The sequence below is a fragment of the Paraliobacillus quinghaiensis genome, from assembly GCF_003426025.1.
GTDB classification, from domain to species: domain Bacteria; phylum Bacillota; class Bacilli; order Bacillales; family Amphibacillaceae; genus Paraliobacillus_A; species Paraliobacillus_A quinghaiensis.
On sequence record NZ_QJSH01000015.1, the window covers coordinates 1 to 15,093 of the forward strand.

21 protein-coding genes and 1 riboswitch are annotated in these 15,093 nt (G+C 35.1%); of the genes, 8 read left to right on the forward strand and 13 right to left on the reverse strand.

Features of this window, described 5'->3' with window-relative positions; genetic code table 11:
- Positions 1-383: 383 nt before the first annotated feature.
- From sufB to D2K40_RS10740, 9 genes are all read right to left on the reverse strand, one after another.
- Positions 384-1,781, reverse strand: coding sequence for a Fe-S cluster assembly protein SufB (sufB, locus tag D2K40_RS10700; protein ID WP_117155781.1), 1,398 nt, complete (start codon positions 1,779-1,781; stop codon positions 384-386).
- A gap of 42 nt (positions 1,782-1,823) precedes the next feature.
- Entirely contained in the window at positions 1,824-2,267 is a 444-nt protein-coding gene (gene sufU / locus D2K40_RS10705) for a Fe-S cluster assembly sulfur transfer protein SufU (protein ID WP_117155782.1), read from the reverse strand.
- Positions 2,257-3,477, reverse strand: a complete 1,221-nt coding sequence (locus tag D2K40_RS10710; RefSeq protein ID WP_117155784.1) for a cysteine desulfurase — start codon at positions 3,475-3,477, stop codon at positions 2,257-2,259. The genes sufU and D2K40_RS10710 overlap by 11 nt, the downstream gene beginning before the upstream one ends.
- On the reverse strand, positions 3,477-4,784 hold the full coding sequence (gene sufD, locus D2K40_RS10715) for a Fe-S cluster assembly protein SufD (RefSeq protein WP_117155787.1): 1,308 nt from the start codon (positions 4,782-4,784) through the stop codon (positions 3,477-3,479). The genes D2K40_RS10710 and sufD overlap by 1 nt, the downstream gene beginning before the upstream one ends.
- 17 nt (positions 4,785-4,801) lie before the next feature.
- Positions 4,802-5,587 (reverse strand): Fe-S cluster assembly ATPase SufC, encoded by a 786-nt coding sequence (gene sufC / locus D2K40_RS10720; protein ID WP_117155789.1) that lies wholly within the window; start codon positions 5,585-5,587, stop codon positions 4,802-4,804.
- A 271-nt stretch (positions 5,588-5,858) separates the two neighbouring features.
- Positions 5,859-6,044 carry a YuzK family famiily protein gene (locus D2K40_RS10725; protein ID WP_117155791.1) on the reverse strand — a complete coding sequence of 62 codons (186 nt, stop codon included), beginning with the start codon at positions 6,042-6,044 and terminating at the stop codon, positions 5,859-5,861.
- 192 nt (positions 6,045-6,236) lie between these two features.
- Complete coding sequence (locus tag D2K40_RS10730) at positions 6,237-7,055, reverse strand: MetQ/NlpA family ABC transporter substrate-binding protein (protein ID WP_117155793.1); 819 nt, start codon at positions 7,053-7,055, stop codon at positions 6,237-6,239.
- Between the two features lie 56 nt (positions 7,056-7,111).
- Positions 7,112-7,780: a methionine ABC transporter permease gene (locus D2K40_RS10735; RefSeq protein ID WP_117155795.1), complete on the reverse strand. Its 669-nt coding sequence runs from the start codon at positions 7,778-7,780 to the stop codon at positions 7,112-7,114.
- Positions 7,773-8,798 (reverse strand): methionine ABC transporter ATP-binding protein, encoded by a 1,026-nt coding sequence (locus D2K40_RS10740; RefSeq protein ID WP_117155797.1) that lies wholly within the window; start codon positions 8,796-8,798, stop codon positions 7,773-7,775. The genes D2K40_RS10735 and D2K40_RS10740 overlap by 8 nt, the downstream gene beginning before the upstream one ends.
- Before the next feature lie 99 nt (positions 8,799-8,897).
- Positions 8,898-9,012: riboswitch (SAM riboswitch) on the reverse strand.
- 175 nt (positions 9,013-9,187) lie between these two features.
- Between D2K40_RS10740 and D2K40_RS10745 the strand changes: the two genes are divergently transcribed.
- On the forward strand, positions 9,188-9,604 hold the full coding sequence (locus D2K40_RS10745) for a TlpA family protein disulfide reductase (protein WP_117155799.1): 417 nt from the start codon (positions 9,188-9,190) through the stop codon (positions 9,602-9,604).
- Between the two features lie 14 nt (positions 9,605-9,618).
- On the opposite strand, the gene D2K40_RS10750 is transcribed toward D2K40_RS10745, so the two are convergent.
- From D2K40_RS10750 to D2K40_RS10765, 4 genes are all read right to left on the reverse strand, one after another.
- Positions 9,619-9,915 carry a thioredoxin family protein gene (locus D2K40_RS10750; RefSeq protein WP_229666721.1) on the reverse strand — a complete coding sequence of 99 codons (297 nt, stop codon included), beginning with the start codon at positions 9,913-9,915 and terminating at the stop codon, positions 9,619-9,621.
- A 12-nt stretch (positions 9,916-9,927) separates the two neighbouring features.
- A complete protein-coding gene (locus D2K40_RS10755; RefSeq protein ID WP_117155801.1) occupies positions 9,928-10,284 on the reverse strand; it encodes a toprim domain-containing protein in 357 nt (118 codons plus the stop codon).
- 117 nt (positions 10,285-10,401) lie between these two features.
- On the reverse strand, positions 10,402-10,788 hold the full coding sequence (gene gcvH, locus D2K40_RS10760; RefSeq protein WP_117155803.1) for a glycine cleavage system protein GcvH: 387 nt from the start codon (positions 10,786-10,788) through the stop codon (positions 10,402-10,404).
- Positions 10,789-10,845: 57 nt separating this feature from the next.
- On the reverse strand, positions 10,846-11,202 hold the full coding sequence (locus tag D2K40_RS10765; RefSeq protein WP_117155805.1) for an arsenate reductase family protein: 357 nt from the start codon (positions 11,200-11,202) through the stop codon (positions 10,846-10,848).
- A 220-nt stretch (positions 11,203-11,422) separates the two neighbouring features.
- Here D2K40_RS10765 and D2K40_RS10770 point away from each other — a divergent pair, with 220 nt between their 5' ends.
- From D2K40_RS10770 to crcB (D2K40_RS10800), 7 genes are all read left to right on the forward strand, one after another.
- Positions 11,423-11,695, forward strand: coding sequence for a hypothetical protein (locus D2K40_RS10770; RefSeq protein WP_117155807.1), 273 nt, complete (start codon positions 11,423-11,425; stop codon positions 11,693-11,695).
- Between the two features lie 16 nt (positions 11,696-11,711).
- Entirely contained in the window at positions 11,712-12,038 is a 327-nt protein-coding gene (locus D2K40_RS10775) for a spore coat protein (protein WP_117155809.1), read from the forward strand.
- Between the two features lie 229 nt (positions 12,039-12,267).
- On the forward strand, positions 12,268-13,023 hold the full coding sequence (locus tag D2K40_RS10780) for a metal ABC transporter ATP-binding protein (RefSeq protein WP_117155811.1): 756 nt from the start codon (positions 12,268-12,270) through the stop codon (positions 13,021-13,023).
- Between the two features lie 21 nt (positions 13,024-13,044).
- Complete coding sequence (locus D2K40_RS10785; RefSeq protein ID WP_117155813.1) at positions 13,045-13,899, forward strand: metal ABC transporter permease; 855 nt, start codon at positions 13,045-13,047, stop codon at positions 13,897-13,899.
- Complete coding sequence (locus D2K40_RS10790; protein WP_117155814.1) at positions 13,896-14,306, forward strand: Fur family transcriptional regulator; 411 nt, start codon at positions 13,896-13,898, stop codon at positions 14,304-14,306. Before D2K40_RS10785 ends, D2K40_RS10790 begins: the two co-directional genes overlap by 4 nt.
- The gene (gene crcB / locus D2K40_RS10795) at positions 14,294-14,707 is read left to right on the forward strand and encodes a fluoride efflux transporter CrcB (protein WP_162879196.1); all 414 of its coding nucleotides are present in this window, start codon (positions 14,294-14,296) and stop codon (positions 14,705-14,707) included. The genes D2K40_RS10790 and crcB (D2K40_RS10795) overlap by 13 nt, the downstream gene beginning before the upstream one ends.
- The gene (crcB, locus tag D2K40_RS10800; RefSeq protein ID WP_117155818.1) at positions 14,704-15,066 is read left to right on the forward strand and encodes a fluoride efflux transporter CrcB; all 363 of its coding nucleotides are present in this window, start codon (positions 14,704-14,706) and stop codon (positions 15,064-15,066) included. The genes crcB (D2K40_RS10795) and crcB (D2K40_RS10800) overlap by 4 nt, the downstream gene beginning before the upstream one ends.
- Positions 15,067-15,093 lie beyond the last annotated feature (27 nt).

A 15,093-nucleotide genomic window follows, 5' to 3' on the forward strand; every position in this document is an offset into this window, starting at 1 on the left:
GGGATTTTGTGTCCGGCTTCCTTCAGATTCTATCTCACGATAGACACCCTTGCCTTTCACTAACAGTTCCTACTGCCAAGTCTGTGGTGGACTTTCACCACCTAGTTATAACTCATGCCGGGCGCACGATCCACTTGGTAAAGTGTTTTTCTTTACCAAGTTAGCTGAGACTGAGCCCACGGAAAGGAAATCTATTTGGGGCTGCGATTACTCGCCCAACCAAAACCACTGCTGACGTAGCGGGTAGGGGGAAGTAACTCACATTACTATCCACTACGTATCATCTATCTATTGTGACGTAATGATAAAGTTCACAAAAAGAGTTTATTATGTAAGAAAAGAGCCCGAATTAACGGACTCTTCAAAGCAAATATTTCTAATTTTTAACCAATTGAGCCTTCCATCTCAAAGCTAATTAATCTGTTCATTTCTACTGCATATTCCATTGGTAATTCTCTAGTAAATGGTTCGATAAAGCCCATTACGATCATTTCAGTAGCTTCTTCCTCAGAGATTCCGCGACTCATTAGATAGAAAAGTTGTTCTTCTGATACTTTCGAAACTTTTGCTTCATGCTCTAATGAAATGTTTTCATTTAAAATTTCATTATAAGGAATTGTATCTGAAGTTGATTTATTATCCATAATTAAAGTATCACATTCAATATTAGAACGTGCTCCATCAGCTTTACGTCCAAAGTGAACAATACCACGATACGTTACTTTACCACCATGTTTTGAAATAGATTTCGAAACGATTGTTGATGACGTGTTTGGTGCTAAGTGATGCATTTTTGCACCAGCATCTTGATGTTGTCCTTTACCAGCTAATGCAATGGAAAGGGTCATGCCTCTTGCGCCTTCTCCTCTTAAAATAATTGCTGGGTATTTCATGGTTAATTTAGAACCAATATTACCGTCTACCCATTCCATCGTTGCATTCGCGTCACAGATTGCACGTTTCGTTACAAGGTTATAAACGTTACTGGACCAGTTTTGGATTGTCGTATAACGGCAGTAAGCATCTTTTTTAACAAAGATTTCAACAACAGCACTATGAAGAGAGTTTGTTGTATAAGTTGGCGCTGTACAACCTTCCACATAGTGAACCGATGCACCTTCATCAACAATGATAAGGGTACGTTCAAATTGACCCATACTTTCTGAATTAATCCGGAAATATGCCTGTAATGGTGTATCAGTTTTAACACCTTTAGGAACATAAATAAACGAGCCACCAGACCATACAGCTGAGTTTAATGCAGAGAATTTGTTATCTGCTGAAGGTATTACTTTACCAAAGTACTCTTTAAATAGATCTTCATTTTCTTTTAATGCCGTATCAGTATCTTTAAAGACTATTCCTAATTCCTCTAAATCCTCTTTAAGACTATGATAAACCACTTCTGATTCATATTGTGCTGATACACCAGCCAAATACTTTTGTTCAGCTTCAGGTATACCCAATTTATCAAATGTGTTCTTAATCTCCTCTGGTACTTCATCCCATGAACGCTCTGAACGTTCTGACGGTTTTACGTAATACGTGATTTCATCAAAATCTAATTCAGCAAGATCGCCACCCCATTGTGGCATTGGCTTATTATAAAATTGCTCTAACGCTTTTAAGCGATAGTCCAACATCCATTGCGGCTCATCTTTCATGCTTGATATTTCTTCTACAACTTTTTTAGTTAATCCTTTTTCAGTACGGAATATGGAAACATCACGATCATGAAAACCATATTTGTATTCTCCTACTTCCGGTGCATTCTTCGCCATCTTTTAACCCCTCCTGTTCAAGTATTGCTTGACTATAGTATGTTAGGCTTGCTCTTGTTCATTGATTCCTTTTTCCATAGCTTTCCATGCTAAGGTCGCACATTTTATTCGAGCAGGAAACTTCGAAACACCTTGCAAAGCTTCTATATCACCTAAATCAAGATCCTCTGTATCTATATCTTTACCGAGCATCATATCGGAAAAAATTTCTGACATCTTCAATGCTTCCGTAACATTTCTTCCTTTAATTGCCTGGGTCATCATCGATGCGGATGATAAACTGATGGAACAACCTTCACCATCAAATTTGGCATCCTTCACCTTGTCATCTTCTACTAACAAATGTATTTGAATCCGATCACCACAAGTTGGATTATTCATATCAATCGTTACTGAATCTTCTCCAAACGAACCACGGTTACGTGGATTTTTATAATGATCCATAATGACCTGGCGATAGAGTGTATCTAGATTATCAAAAGACATCACCAAAAAACTCCTTCGCTTTGTTTAATCCTGTAATGAAACGATCGACATCATCAGTTGTATTATACAAGTAAAAACTCGCTCTAGCTGTCGCTGTAACATTCAGCCATTTCATCAAAGGCTGTGCACAATGATGCCCTGCACGTACGGCAATTCCTTCAGCATCTAATACCGTTGCTGTATCATGCGGATGAACATCTGCTAAATTAAATGTTATTAATCCAGCACGTTTTTCTGGGCCGTATATCGCTAAACCATCGATGGTTTGCAACTGGTTTACTGCATAGTCAACAAGTTTTGTTTCATGTGCAGTTATTTCATCCATTCCAATATCTTGTAAGAAATCAATAGCAGCACCTAAACCAATTGCTCCAGCTATAATTGGGGTACCACCTTCAAATTTCCAAGGTAGCTCCTTCCAAGTTGAATCATATAAATCAACGAAATCAATCATTTCGCCACCAAATTCAACAGGTTCCATCTTCTCAAGTAATTGTTTTTTTCCATATAATACACCAACACCAGTTGGACCACACATCTTGTGAGCTGAAAAAGCATAGAAATCACAATCCAAGTCTTGCACATCCACCTTCATATGTGGAACACCCTGTGCACCATCAACAAGCATAACCGCTCCATTTTCATGGGCAATTTTTGTGACTTCTTTGATTGGATTAATTGTGCCTAATACATTAGATACATGCATCATTGCAACAATTTTTGTATTATCTGTAATCGTATTTCTTGCATCTTCTAATGTGATCGTACCATCTGGTTGAAGTGGTATATACTTTAAATTTGCACCTGTTATCTTAGCAACTTGTTGCCAAGGAATAATATTACTATGGTGCTCCATTTGTGTTATAACAATTTCGTCACCTTTTGAAAGGTTAGTTAGACCATAACTTGAAGCTACTGTATTAATTGCTGTTGTTGTGCCTCGCATAAAAATAACTTCTTCAGTCTTATTGGCATTGATAAACTGTCTAACCTTTTCGCGAGCACCCTCGTATTTATCCGTTGCACGTGTCCCAAGCGTATGAACCCCACGATGTACATTTGAATTATCTATTCGATAATAAGCATTTACCGCTTCAATAACTGAAGTGGGCTTTTGTGAAGTGGCTGCTGAATCTAAATATACCAGGGGACTACCATTTACACTTTGATCCAAGATAGGGAACTGTGACCGAATAGCTTTTACGTCCATTAGTATACTTTCCTCTCAATTACTTCAGTTAACTGTTCTTTAACTGCTGCAATTGGTATCGCATTAACTACAGGTGCTAAGAAACCATGAATGATTAAACGTTCTGCTTCTTGTTGAGAAATACCTCTACTCATCAGATAGTATAATTGAACTGGATCAACACGACCAACCGATGCTGCGTGACCTGCTGTTACATCATCTTCATCAATTAATAAAATTGGGTTAGCATCACCACGAGCGTCTTTGCTTAACATAAGTACACGTGACTCTTGTTCAGCATTTGCTTTTGTTCCACCATGCTCAATTTTACCGATGCCGTTAAAGATCGCTGAAGCACTATCTTTCATTACACCATGTTGCAAGATAAGCCCATTTGATTGTTTACCATAGTTAATAATCTTTGCTGTGAAGTTTTGACTTTGATCACCACGACCAACTGAAACGGCCTTCGCATAAGAGAAAGAGTTATCACCAATTAAATGTGTGACATTCTCCGATACCGTATTACCATCATTCATTTGACCTAATGCCCATTCAATTTTCGCATCACGGTAAGCAATCCCCCGACGATTCATGTATACCGTCGTACCATGAGCAAAATTATCAACAGAACCAAATGAAATAGAAGCATTATCATGCGCAATTACTTCTGTTACTAGATTGGCTACTGTTTCCTCATCTTTGTTAAATGAGATATAATTTTCAACATAAGTTAAAGAACTGTTTTCTTCTGCAACCACAATAACATGATTGAATAGAGCGAATTCAGGGTTTTCTTGCCAGAAAATTGCTTGTAATGGTTCTTCAACCACAACATTTTTAGGAACATATACAAAAACGCCGCCGTTCATCAAAGCTGCATGCATTGCAGTTAATCGATGTTCATCAAACGATACCGCATCTTTCATATAGTATTTTTGTACCAACTCAGGATACTGTTTTAATGCAGTAAACATATCCGTAAAAATGACACCTTTATCAACTAATTCCGTTGAAAGTGTTTCATAAGCATTTATTTGATTACGCAAAATCACAAGGTTCTTATCATCTTTTTCTGTATCCACAAAAACTTTAATATCATCAGGTAAATCTTTAAGTGAATCAAGTCCTTGTGTTTCTGCTTCAAGATTAAACTTTGTGAAATTCCATTTTGATATATTTGTTTTATCCGGCTTTGGCATCTCTAATGTGCTAGCAGACTCTAAAGCTTGTTTACGAAAGCCAGTCATCCATTCTGGCTCGTTATGTTCAGCAGAGAATTTCTCTACATACTCTTTTTCATATGGTTGTTTTGCTTCAATAGACATGTCACCCCTCCTTACTATTACGCGTTGTTTCCAACGGTTTCTTCTTCAATACCTAATTCTTGTTTAATCCAGTCGTATCCTTCAGCTTCTAAACGTTCAACTAATTCCGCACCACCAGATTTCACAACACGACCTTGCATCATAACGTGAACAAAATCAGGTGTAATGTAATCTAGAAGACGTTGATAGTGTGTAATGATTAGACAGCCAAAGTTCTCATTACGTAATTTATTAATCCCTTTTGCTACTACTTTCAATGCATCAATATCAAGACCAGAGTCAATTTCATCTAAAATACCAATTTCAGGTTTCAACATCATTAACTGTAGGATTTCATTACGCTTTTTCTCTCCACCAGAAAACCCTGCGTTTAAATAACGTTGTGCCATATTTTTATCTATTTCTAAGTAATCCATTGCACTATCCATCTCTTTTATAAATTTCATTAAAGGAATTTCGTCGCCTTTTTCTCGGTGTGCATTGATTGAAGAACGTAGGAAATCGGAAGTGGTAACTCCAGTAATCTCACTAGGATATTGCATTGCAAGGAACAAACCTGCTTTTGCACGTTCATCAACTTCCATTTCTAATACATCTTCTCCATCTAAAAGGATACTTCCACTAGTTACTTCATATTTTGGGTGGCCCATAATTGCAGATGCCAAAGTTGATTTACCAGTTCCGTTTGGCCCCATAATCGCATGGAATTCTCCACCTTTGATTGTTAAATTAACACCTTTTAATATTTCTTGACCTTCAATTTCGACGTGAAGATCTTTTATCTCCAAAGTTGATCCTGCCATTTTTATACCCCCAAAGAATTTTTTATATATTTTTTGAAATAAATAAGCATAAGAAAGTTATTCATTCTCAATCTATTCTCATTACAATCTTATACTATTTCGAATCTATAATCAACAATTCTATCCAAATAAGCGCTCTTTTCTAAACCTTTTCGTTTATAAAGTCTACATCACTATTTATGCGAAGTAATCCTTTATTCTATTATAACGCAAACATCCCTTGGCATGTGTGCGCAAGGGATGTGGATATATTTTCTGTATTTAGGTTATTTTAACGATGTACTTTACGTTCCATTTCATTTACTACTCTTGATGCTTGTTTATAGCTTTTTTCTCGTTCTCGTTCAATCTGTAAGCGATTATTCAGCTTTCTTTCATATTCTGCAAATCCTATTCCGTGATTCTGTTGCATTGCTTTTTCCATTTCGCCTGTGTAAGTTAAACCGAGATTATCCATGGTTTTGTTAAAACCCTTCCTTCTTCCTTATTATTTGAACAAATATTATTATATCACTCGTTCAATGATCTAACAAAAGAGTTGACCAGTGGTTTGGAAGGCTGAATAACCTTTTGATTTCACCTCTATTAATTAGTAGCGAATTCTTCAAAATACATCATATTTGCATTATTTTAATGCCACATGCTTTAATTATTCTTCAGAATTACCAACAGCGACTACTTCGCCGTTATATTTTTCTGTAATAAAACTTTGAATTTCTTCTGATTGTAATACTTCTACTAATTTGTTCAATTTCTCATCATCTTTATCTTCTGCTCTTGCTGCAATAATATTTACGTATTCTGATGCGGCACCCTCCACGAATAGAGAATCATCAACTGGAGATAAGTCAGCTTCAATCGCATAGTTTGTGTTAATTGCAACTAAAACATCTTCTTCATTTCTGTAAGTTTCAATTAAAAATTCAGCATTAACATCTGGTTTAAATTCTAAATCTAATGGATTCTCCACAATATCATCTATTGTTGCTTCAGATTTTTTTACACCTTCTGCCAGTTTAATCAATCCTTTTGCTTCAAATAAAGAAAGAATACGACCATGATCTGCAACAGCACGACTCATGATTACTTCAGTGCCTTCTTCAATCGCATCGATACTAGGAATCCCTTTAGAATATACACCCATTGGCTCTACGTGAATACCACCAAGATTAACAAAATCATATCCTTTTTCTTCTTGCTCTGTTTCAAAGTAAGGAATGTGTTGGAAATAGTTAGCGTCAATTTCACCACTCTCTAAATCTTGATTCGGTAAAATGTAATCTTGATACGTTTCAATTTCTAGTGTAATACCTTCTTCTTCTAGTAATGGTTTTGCTTCTTCTAATACTTCAGCATGTGGTGTACTTGTTGCCCCAACCTTAATTACGTCTTCTCCTGACGCATTTCCACAAGCTGCTAAAATAACCCCTACTGAAAGTAATACTAACACTGTTATAAATTTTTTCATCTTAAATTCTCCCCTTTTTTATATAATCCCGTTAAGCGGGTAGTAAACATGTTTTATTATCTTTTATCTAATTTATTTGTTAATGCATCACCGATGAATTGAAAGATAAATACGATGATCACAATTAAAACTGTACAGACAAACATGACATCAAAGTCTTGTCTCACAAAACCATGGAAGTAAGCAAAATCTCCAAGACCACCTGCACCTATAACACCTGCTACAGCCGTATAACTAATTAACGCTATTGCTGTTACGGTTAAACCTGATACAAGCGCTGGGGTGGACTCTTTTAATAACACTTTAAAAATAATGGTTGATGTCTTAGCTCCCATCGATTTGGCTGCTTCAACAACACCTTTATCTACTTCTCGCAATCCAATTTCAACTAGCCTCGCATAAAATGGAGCTGAACCAATAATCAATGCAGGTAATGCAGCGTTTTGACCACGAATTGTGCCAATCAAGAAATTTGTAAAAGGAATTAATAATAAAATTAAAATAAGAAACGGTATGGCACGGAATATGTTTACAAATGCTGCAACGATGAAGTTCAGCGTTTTATGCTGCCAAATCCCACCTGGTGCAGTTAAATATAGTAGTAACCCTAAGATGATACCAAAAATTAATGTACCAATTAACGCAAGAATGGTCATATAAAATGTCTCACCCGTGGCTATCAGCAAATCAAACCAGTTTACATTAGGAAATAATGTTTTAAGCATCTGTTTTCACCTCCACTTCAACTGAAGTAGAAGTAATATAGTTGATCGCTTGTTCTAACTCTGTTTCTTCTCCAGTAACGTGTACGAACAACGATCCGTATGCACCAGACTGTGTTTGTTTTACATTTCCTTGAATGATATTAATTTCAACATCAAACTTCTTCGCGACTTGACTAATAATTGCTTGGTTTGCTGTTTCTCCTACAAAATGCAACCTTAATACTTTTCCTGATTCAACACTTTGAACAAACGCTTCTTCTGTAATGTCTTTATCAGGCTTACCCATCACTTGCTCAACGAATTTCTTTGTTACTGCTTTATCAGGATGAGAAAAGACATCTACTACTTCTCCTTGCTCGACAATTTTTCCACCTTCCATTACAGCAACACGATGACATATTTTTTGTATGACATGCATTTCATGGGTAATAAGAATAATTGTTAAACCTAATTTCTCATTTATATCTACTAATAGAGAAAGGATAGAATCCGTTGTTTCTGGATCAAGTGCTGAAGTCGCTTCATCACATAGAAGTACTTTCGGTTTGTTCGCAAGCGCTCTTGCTATTCCAACACGCTGCTTCTGCCCACCACTTAATTGAGAAGGGTACGCATCTTCTCGACCTGCTAACCCTACAAGTCGAATTAACTCATCCACACGGCTGATACGTTCCTCTTTTGATACCCCCGCTATTTCTAACGGTAATGCAATATTTTCTCTAACAGTTCTTGACCACAATAAATTAAAATGTTGAAAGATCATACCAATTTCTTGACGTGAGAGTCTTAGTTGATTTTTTGATAAGGCTGTAATTTCCTGACCATCAATAATCACATCTCCTGCTGTTGGTTCTTCCAGTCGATTAATTAGACGAATAAAAGTACTTTTACCTGCACCACTGTATCCAATTACACCGAAAATTTCTCCCTTATCTATTCTTAAATTCAGATCATCTACTGCTTGGATCGTTGTTGTATTGGTTTTAAAGACCTTTGACAACTGCTGAATTGAAATCATATTATCCCTTCTCCCTCAAAATTTATCTAATATAAAAAGCGCCTTTCTGCTCATAGAGAACAGAAAGACGCTTTGATAGGCGTTTATAACTTTCCTGTTCTCTCATCTGCCAAAGCATAATAGCTCTGCAGGAATTGGCACCTTTTTAAACAAATAGTTGTTTAACGGTTGCCGGGCTTCATCGGGCCAGTCCCTCCACCTCTCTTGATAAGAGATAACGTATTTAATTTAGAATTAACTGATAAGTGTGATAATAGCACAGCTATAAAAGAACTGTCAATATTTTTTTAGATTTTATTTTATATTCCAGGTTATTATTAAGAACAATTTTTTTATCATTAAAATGCGTGTTAGACTAGGAACAAACTCTAAACAAAGGAATGATCCGTATGCTAGCACCAAATTTCACATTACCTTATTTAAACCAAGAAGGCCATTACACCCTTAGTGAAGATTTAGGAAAAATAGTAATACTTACTTATTGGGCATCATGGTGTCCAGATTGCAGTGTCGATCTACCAAAAAAAGAGCAACTCTATCAATCATTAGACCATCAGGAAGTAAAAATGTTGACAGTAAATGTTACTGGCAGGGAGCGAAATGATAGTGCTGCAAAGCAGTTTACTAATAAATACTTAACACAGCCTACTTTAGCTGATAAAGGAACAGAAATTTATGACTTATATAAATGTAAAGGTGTGCCAACAACCGTGCTAATCGATAAAAAAGGGAATATCCATAAACAATTTGATGATCAAGCTGATTTTATGCAAATTATTGCTTCACTAGGAGAATTACTGCGTTAGATATACACTAAAATTTAGTTGTGGTGCATTATCGAATAAAGTTCAATAATGGATTCAAAGGAGTACATTTTTTCAGGTTCTCCTTCTTTTGTGATCAATAAACAAGGAACACTTTCTACTTTATTATCATACATAAACTCAGGGAATAGGCCTGCATTTAATTCATAAAAAATTGACTCATTTGCTTTTTCTTCCATTCCATTTAATATTCTTCTTGCTACATGACATGTACCACAAAAAGGGCTATGAATAAAAATCATTTTACCGGGATGCTCAACTATATGAAGGTTGTTTCTTGTGATCGATATCATTTAATTCCCACCTTATAACAGATAATTGGGATCCACTGCTATTCTTTTACTTAGAAGTGCTGTTGCTAGCTCTAACGCTGGTGTTGCCGCAACCTCTCTAAATGTTTTATCTATAAATATATGTGTTGCATGGGGTAACTCAATTGAAAGTTGTTTACGTAGTTTATGACCTGCTTGATCTTCATCAACTAGGATAAAAACATCTTTATTATCTAGGTCATATTCCAACACTAATTCTTCCATTTTACCTAGACCAAGTGTACCGTTTGTACATATGATTGTTATTTCTTCATTAATAACTTTTTCGATTTGTTCTCTATCTGTACGACCTTCAACGATAATTATCTTTTCTGTATCCTCTGCTAACATAAGTCATCACCTACTCATCATGATAAAGAATCCCCTGTCACCAATTTTTAGTAACAAGGGAACTCTTAACTACTTATATTATTCTATGAGAAAGTATCAATTTCATGCAAAAATAACCTATTCGTCTTCTTCAATCATCTCTTGATATTGTTCTGCCGTCATTAATTTCTCGATATCAGCTGAATTACTTGGCTCCACAACTACCATCCATGCTTTTTCATATGGTGATTCATTAACAAATTCAGGACTGTCGTCAAGTTCTTCATTTACTTCGACAACTTTGCCGCTAATCGGGGCATATAACTCAGATACAGTTTTCACTGATTCAACACTACCAAATGGGTCATCTTCTTCTAATTGATCCCCTTCTTCAGGTAATTCAACAAATACAATGTCACCTAATTCGTCTTGTGCGTGATCAGTAATACCAATACGTACTTTGTCTCCCTCAACTTTTACCCATTCATGTTCTTCTGAATAACGTAAATCTTTTGGTAAATTCATTTTCTCAACCTCCATAATTTATAATTACTTTTCCCTTAAATTGTTAGGATAGTCTTTCTACTTCCAATTTCCCTCAAACTGTTCTTCTTTAAACCCAAGTGTTACTTTATCTCCATCTGTTGTAATTGGACGCTTTATTAACATACCATCAGAAGCTAGCCAATCAATCTTTCCCTCATCAGTGACCTCATTTAATTTATCTTTCAAACCAAGTTCACGATATTTTTTACCACTGGTATTGAAAAATTTCTTGATCGGCAATCCACTTCTTGTTATTAATGATCGTAATTCCTCTTTCGAAGGTGGATTTTCTACAATATGTATATCATTATATTCTACCTGGTTTTCTTCCATCCATTTTTTTGCTTTTTTACATGTCCCACATTTGGGATAACAATAAAACGTAATAGCCAAAATAATTTCCCCCTTACTATCTTATTTTAACATAATATCCAATTTTCATTTTAGTAAACCTCAATATTATTCAATGTAAGTGCGTGTTCAACTTTTTGAATAACTTCTATAATTATATAAGTAAATAATGGCTTTTGACCAGTTATCTGCATTTAATGCATAAGTTCAAATTGAAATGGAGACATTACAATTGTAGTAAATTTAAAGGAGGCACATTATAATGCAACAACAACAAACACCTAATATGAACCCTGCACAAGCAGGTCAAATTATGCAACAACCACCTAATATTGTAAGTACAAAAGATTTATTATATTTAACGGACATGATGTCATGGAATTTAAATGCAACAAAAAAAGCACATTTTTTTGCTGAACAATGCACAATACCTGAATTAAAAACAGCGCTTGAGCAAGTTTGTCAGATGCACCAAAAACATTACCAAAAACTGTTACAACATACAAATCAACCACAAAATCCAATGATTCAATAGAAAGGAAGTCGATGGTATGAATCAACAACAGCAAAAAGTACAAAATCCCGAAACTCAAGTAAACAAAACACCACAGATGAACGACCGAGATTTTCTTAATGATATGTTAACGACTGAAAAATATATGACCCAATCTTATAGCACTGCATTAAATGAAGCAAGCAATCAGGCTTTTTATCAAGACCTGTTAGCTATTTATAACGAAACACAAGATACACAACGAAATCTATATAATTTAATGTTTAAGAACGGTTGGTATAGTATAGAAAAAGCAGAACAGCAAAAAATTCAACAATCTCACCAACAATATAGCGGATATACTAACCAATTTCCAGTTCATTAAAACAGATAAAGTCAAAACTCGCTTTCCAATAGGGATCGCGAGTTTTTTTGTACATAAGATATCGCTATGTTTACCGATTTAATGCACCAATAGCTGAATTAGCCACTCTTTTATATCTCAAAACTTTTTTTAAACAGACAAAACGTAATTGTTCTTATTTACAAAAAAGAATGATTACGATACAATAACTTAAGACGAATTATACGTAAGAAAGTTGGTATCTGATAAGATGACAAAACCACTAGTATCAATGGAGAATGTTAGCTTTGCATATGATAATAAACATGCTTTAAAAGATATAAATCTTCAAATTCCCACTGGTGCTTTCCTAGGACTAGTTGGGCCAAATGGCGGCGGGAAAACTACTCTTATTAAACTACTGTTAGGTTTAGAAAAACCGCAACAAGGAACAATTAAGATTTTTGACAAGAATATTAAAGACTTTAAGCAGTGGAATAAAATTGGTTTTGTTTCGCAAAAAGCAAATAGCTTCAATCGTGGATTTCCTGCTACAGTAAAAGAAGTAGTTTCTACAGGTCTTGCTGCTAAAGTAGGTTATTTTCATTTTTTCACAAAACAACACAAACAAAAAATTGAAAATGCAATTGAAATGGTTGGAATGAAAGATTATATTAACCGGAATATCGGTGATCTTTCTGGAGGACAGCAACAACGAATTTTTATTGCGCGTTCCTTAGTCAGTGATCCATCATTATTAATTCTCGATGAGCCAACTGTGGGGATTGATACAGAAAATGTCCAAAAGTTTTATGGCTTATTGCATCGTTTAAATGAAGAAAATAACATTACTTTATTATTAGTATCACATGATATAGGAACAATGACTAACCATGCTAACGGAATTGCATGTTTAAATAAATCTCTACACTTTCATGGTGATACTTCAGCATTCTCAAATTTAACTGAAAAAGAATTATCAAAATTTTATGGCCACGACTTAAATGTTGTAACGCATCAGCATTAATGAAAGTAAGGAAGTGTACTTATGCTCACACAATTTTTTACGTATGAATTTTTACAAAACACCTTTTATACCGGTCTATTAATCGGATTTATCGCTCCTTTATTAGGGACATTCGTAGTTGTCAGACGTCTATCTTTAATCGCTGATGCACTATCACATGTAACATTAGGTGGTATCGCTTTTGGTTTGCTAATGGAGAAAAAATACGGACTTGCATTTATCACGCCTTTTTATTCTGGGATGGTCTTTTCTGTGATTGGATCGATGTTTGTTGAACGATTAAGAAGTGTATATAAAGCCTACCAAGAATTAGCTATCCCCATTATTTTATCTGGTGGGGTCGGGTTAAGTGTTATTTTTATATCCCTTGCAGACGGTTTTAATACAGATCTATACAGTTACTTATTTGGGTCTGTTTCGGCCGTAAGTCGCAATGATTTATGGAGTATTCTAACTATTACTGTCATTGTTCTTGTTGTATTACTATTGTTCTACAAAGAGTTATTTATGCTATCTTTTGATGAAGAACATGCGATTGTTTCTGGTATACACGCGAAACGAATACATTTTCTATTTATTGTTTTAACTGCACTTGTTATTTCCGCTTCAATCCGAATCGTTGGTGTGCTACTTGTTTCTGCCTTAATGACATTACCAGTAGCCGCTAGCATTAGAATCGCTAAAGGGTTTAAACAAACAATTCTATTCTCTGTTATTTTTGGCGAATTGTCTGTTATTATAGGATTAATAACAGGTTATTATTTTGAGATTCCACCTGGTGGAACGATTGTTATGACTTCTATTTTTATTTTACTAGCTACAATTTCTCTTAAAAAGGGATGGGATCATTTTACTAGAAGGAAGGCGATCATATGAAAGTACAAGAAGCTTTGACAGTCTTAAAAGATAAAGGATATAAGTATACGGATAAACGTGAATTCATTCTTACCTACTTTTCAGATGAAGACCGATACCGTACTGCAAAAGATCTATTAACGCACATGGAACCTAATTTTGAAGGAATTAGCTTTGATACCATATATCGAAACCTGCACCTTTTTGATCAGCTTGGAATTCTAGAATCTACCGAGTTAAATGGCGAAAAAAACTTTCGAATGAAATGTGATCATCATCACCATCATCATTTTATTTGCAAGGATTGCGGTCTCACCAAAGAAATCCATTCTTGTCCAATGGATAATATTCAAGATGAACTAAACAATTTCATGGTCGATGATCATAAATTTGAAATATACGGAAGATGTCCCGAATGTCAAATCTAATCAGCTATAAAACGTTTCTTTTAATAGGAGTTGGTGGTGCAATTGGGGCAAGCATGCGGTATAGTCTAAACTTGCTTGTTCCTTTTACAAATCTACCGTACGCAACGATTATTGTAAATATACTAGGCTGTTTTATCCTTGCCTTTTCTATTAATAATGGACAATTAAAAGCACGTGTTCCTGAGCCCTTCTTACTAGCATTAAATACTGGTATCCTTGGTTCATTTACAACTTTTTCAACTTTTTCTATTGAGTCCATACAATTACTAACAGTAAACTTAGGAACTGGATTTATCTATATTATACTTAATCTATTTGGCGGTTTAGCTGCATGTTTATGCGGATATTTACTAGCGAAACAGGTGGATAAAGCTAAAAACAGTGATGGAGGTTATGCATGATGTCATGGCTATTAGTCTCTGTTGGTGGTTTTTTAGGTGCAAATGCAAGGTATTTAGTTGGGGTGACGTTTAATAAGTCTGAACCATTACGACCATATGGAACTTGGATTGCAAATATTAGCGGCTCTATTTTATTGGGTGTTCTATTTGTCTTATTAGAAAGTGGCCAAATAAATCAGTTAGTGTTTATATTACTAGGGACAGGGTTTTGTGGTGCTTATACAACTTTTTCTACATTTGGCACAGAGCTATTAGCAATGATTGTGGGTAGTCAATGGAAACAAGCATTGCTATACATAATTAGTTCTATTTTGATTAGTTTCACAAGTGTTTGGATTATATTGTATTTATTTAATTAATTAATGCCTTATGAGAAAGCTCTCATA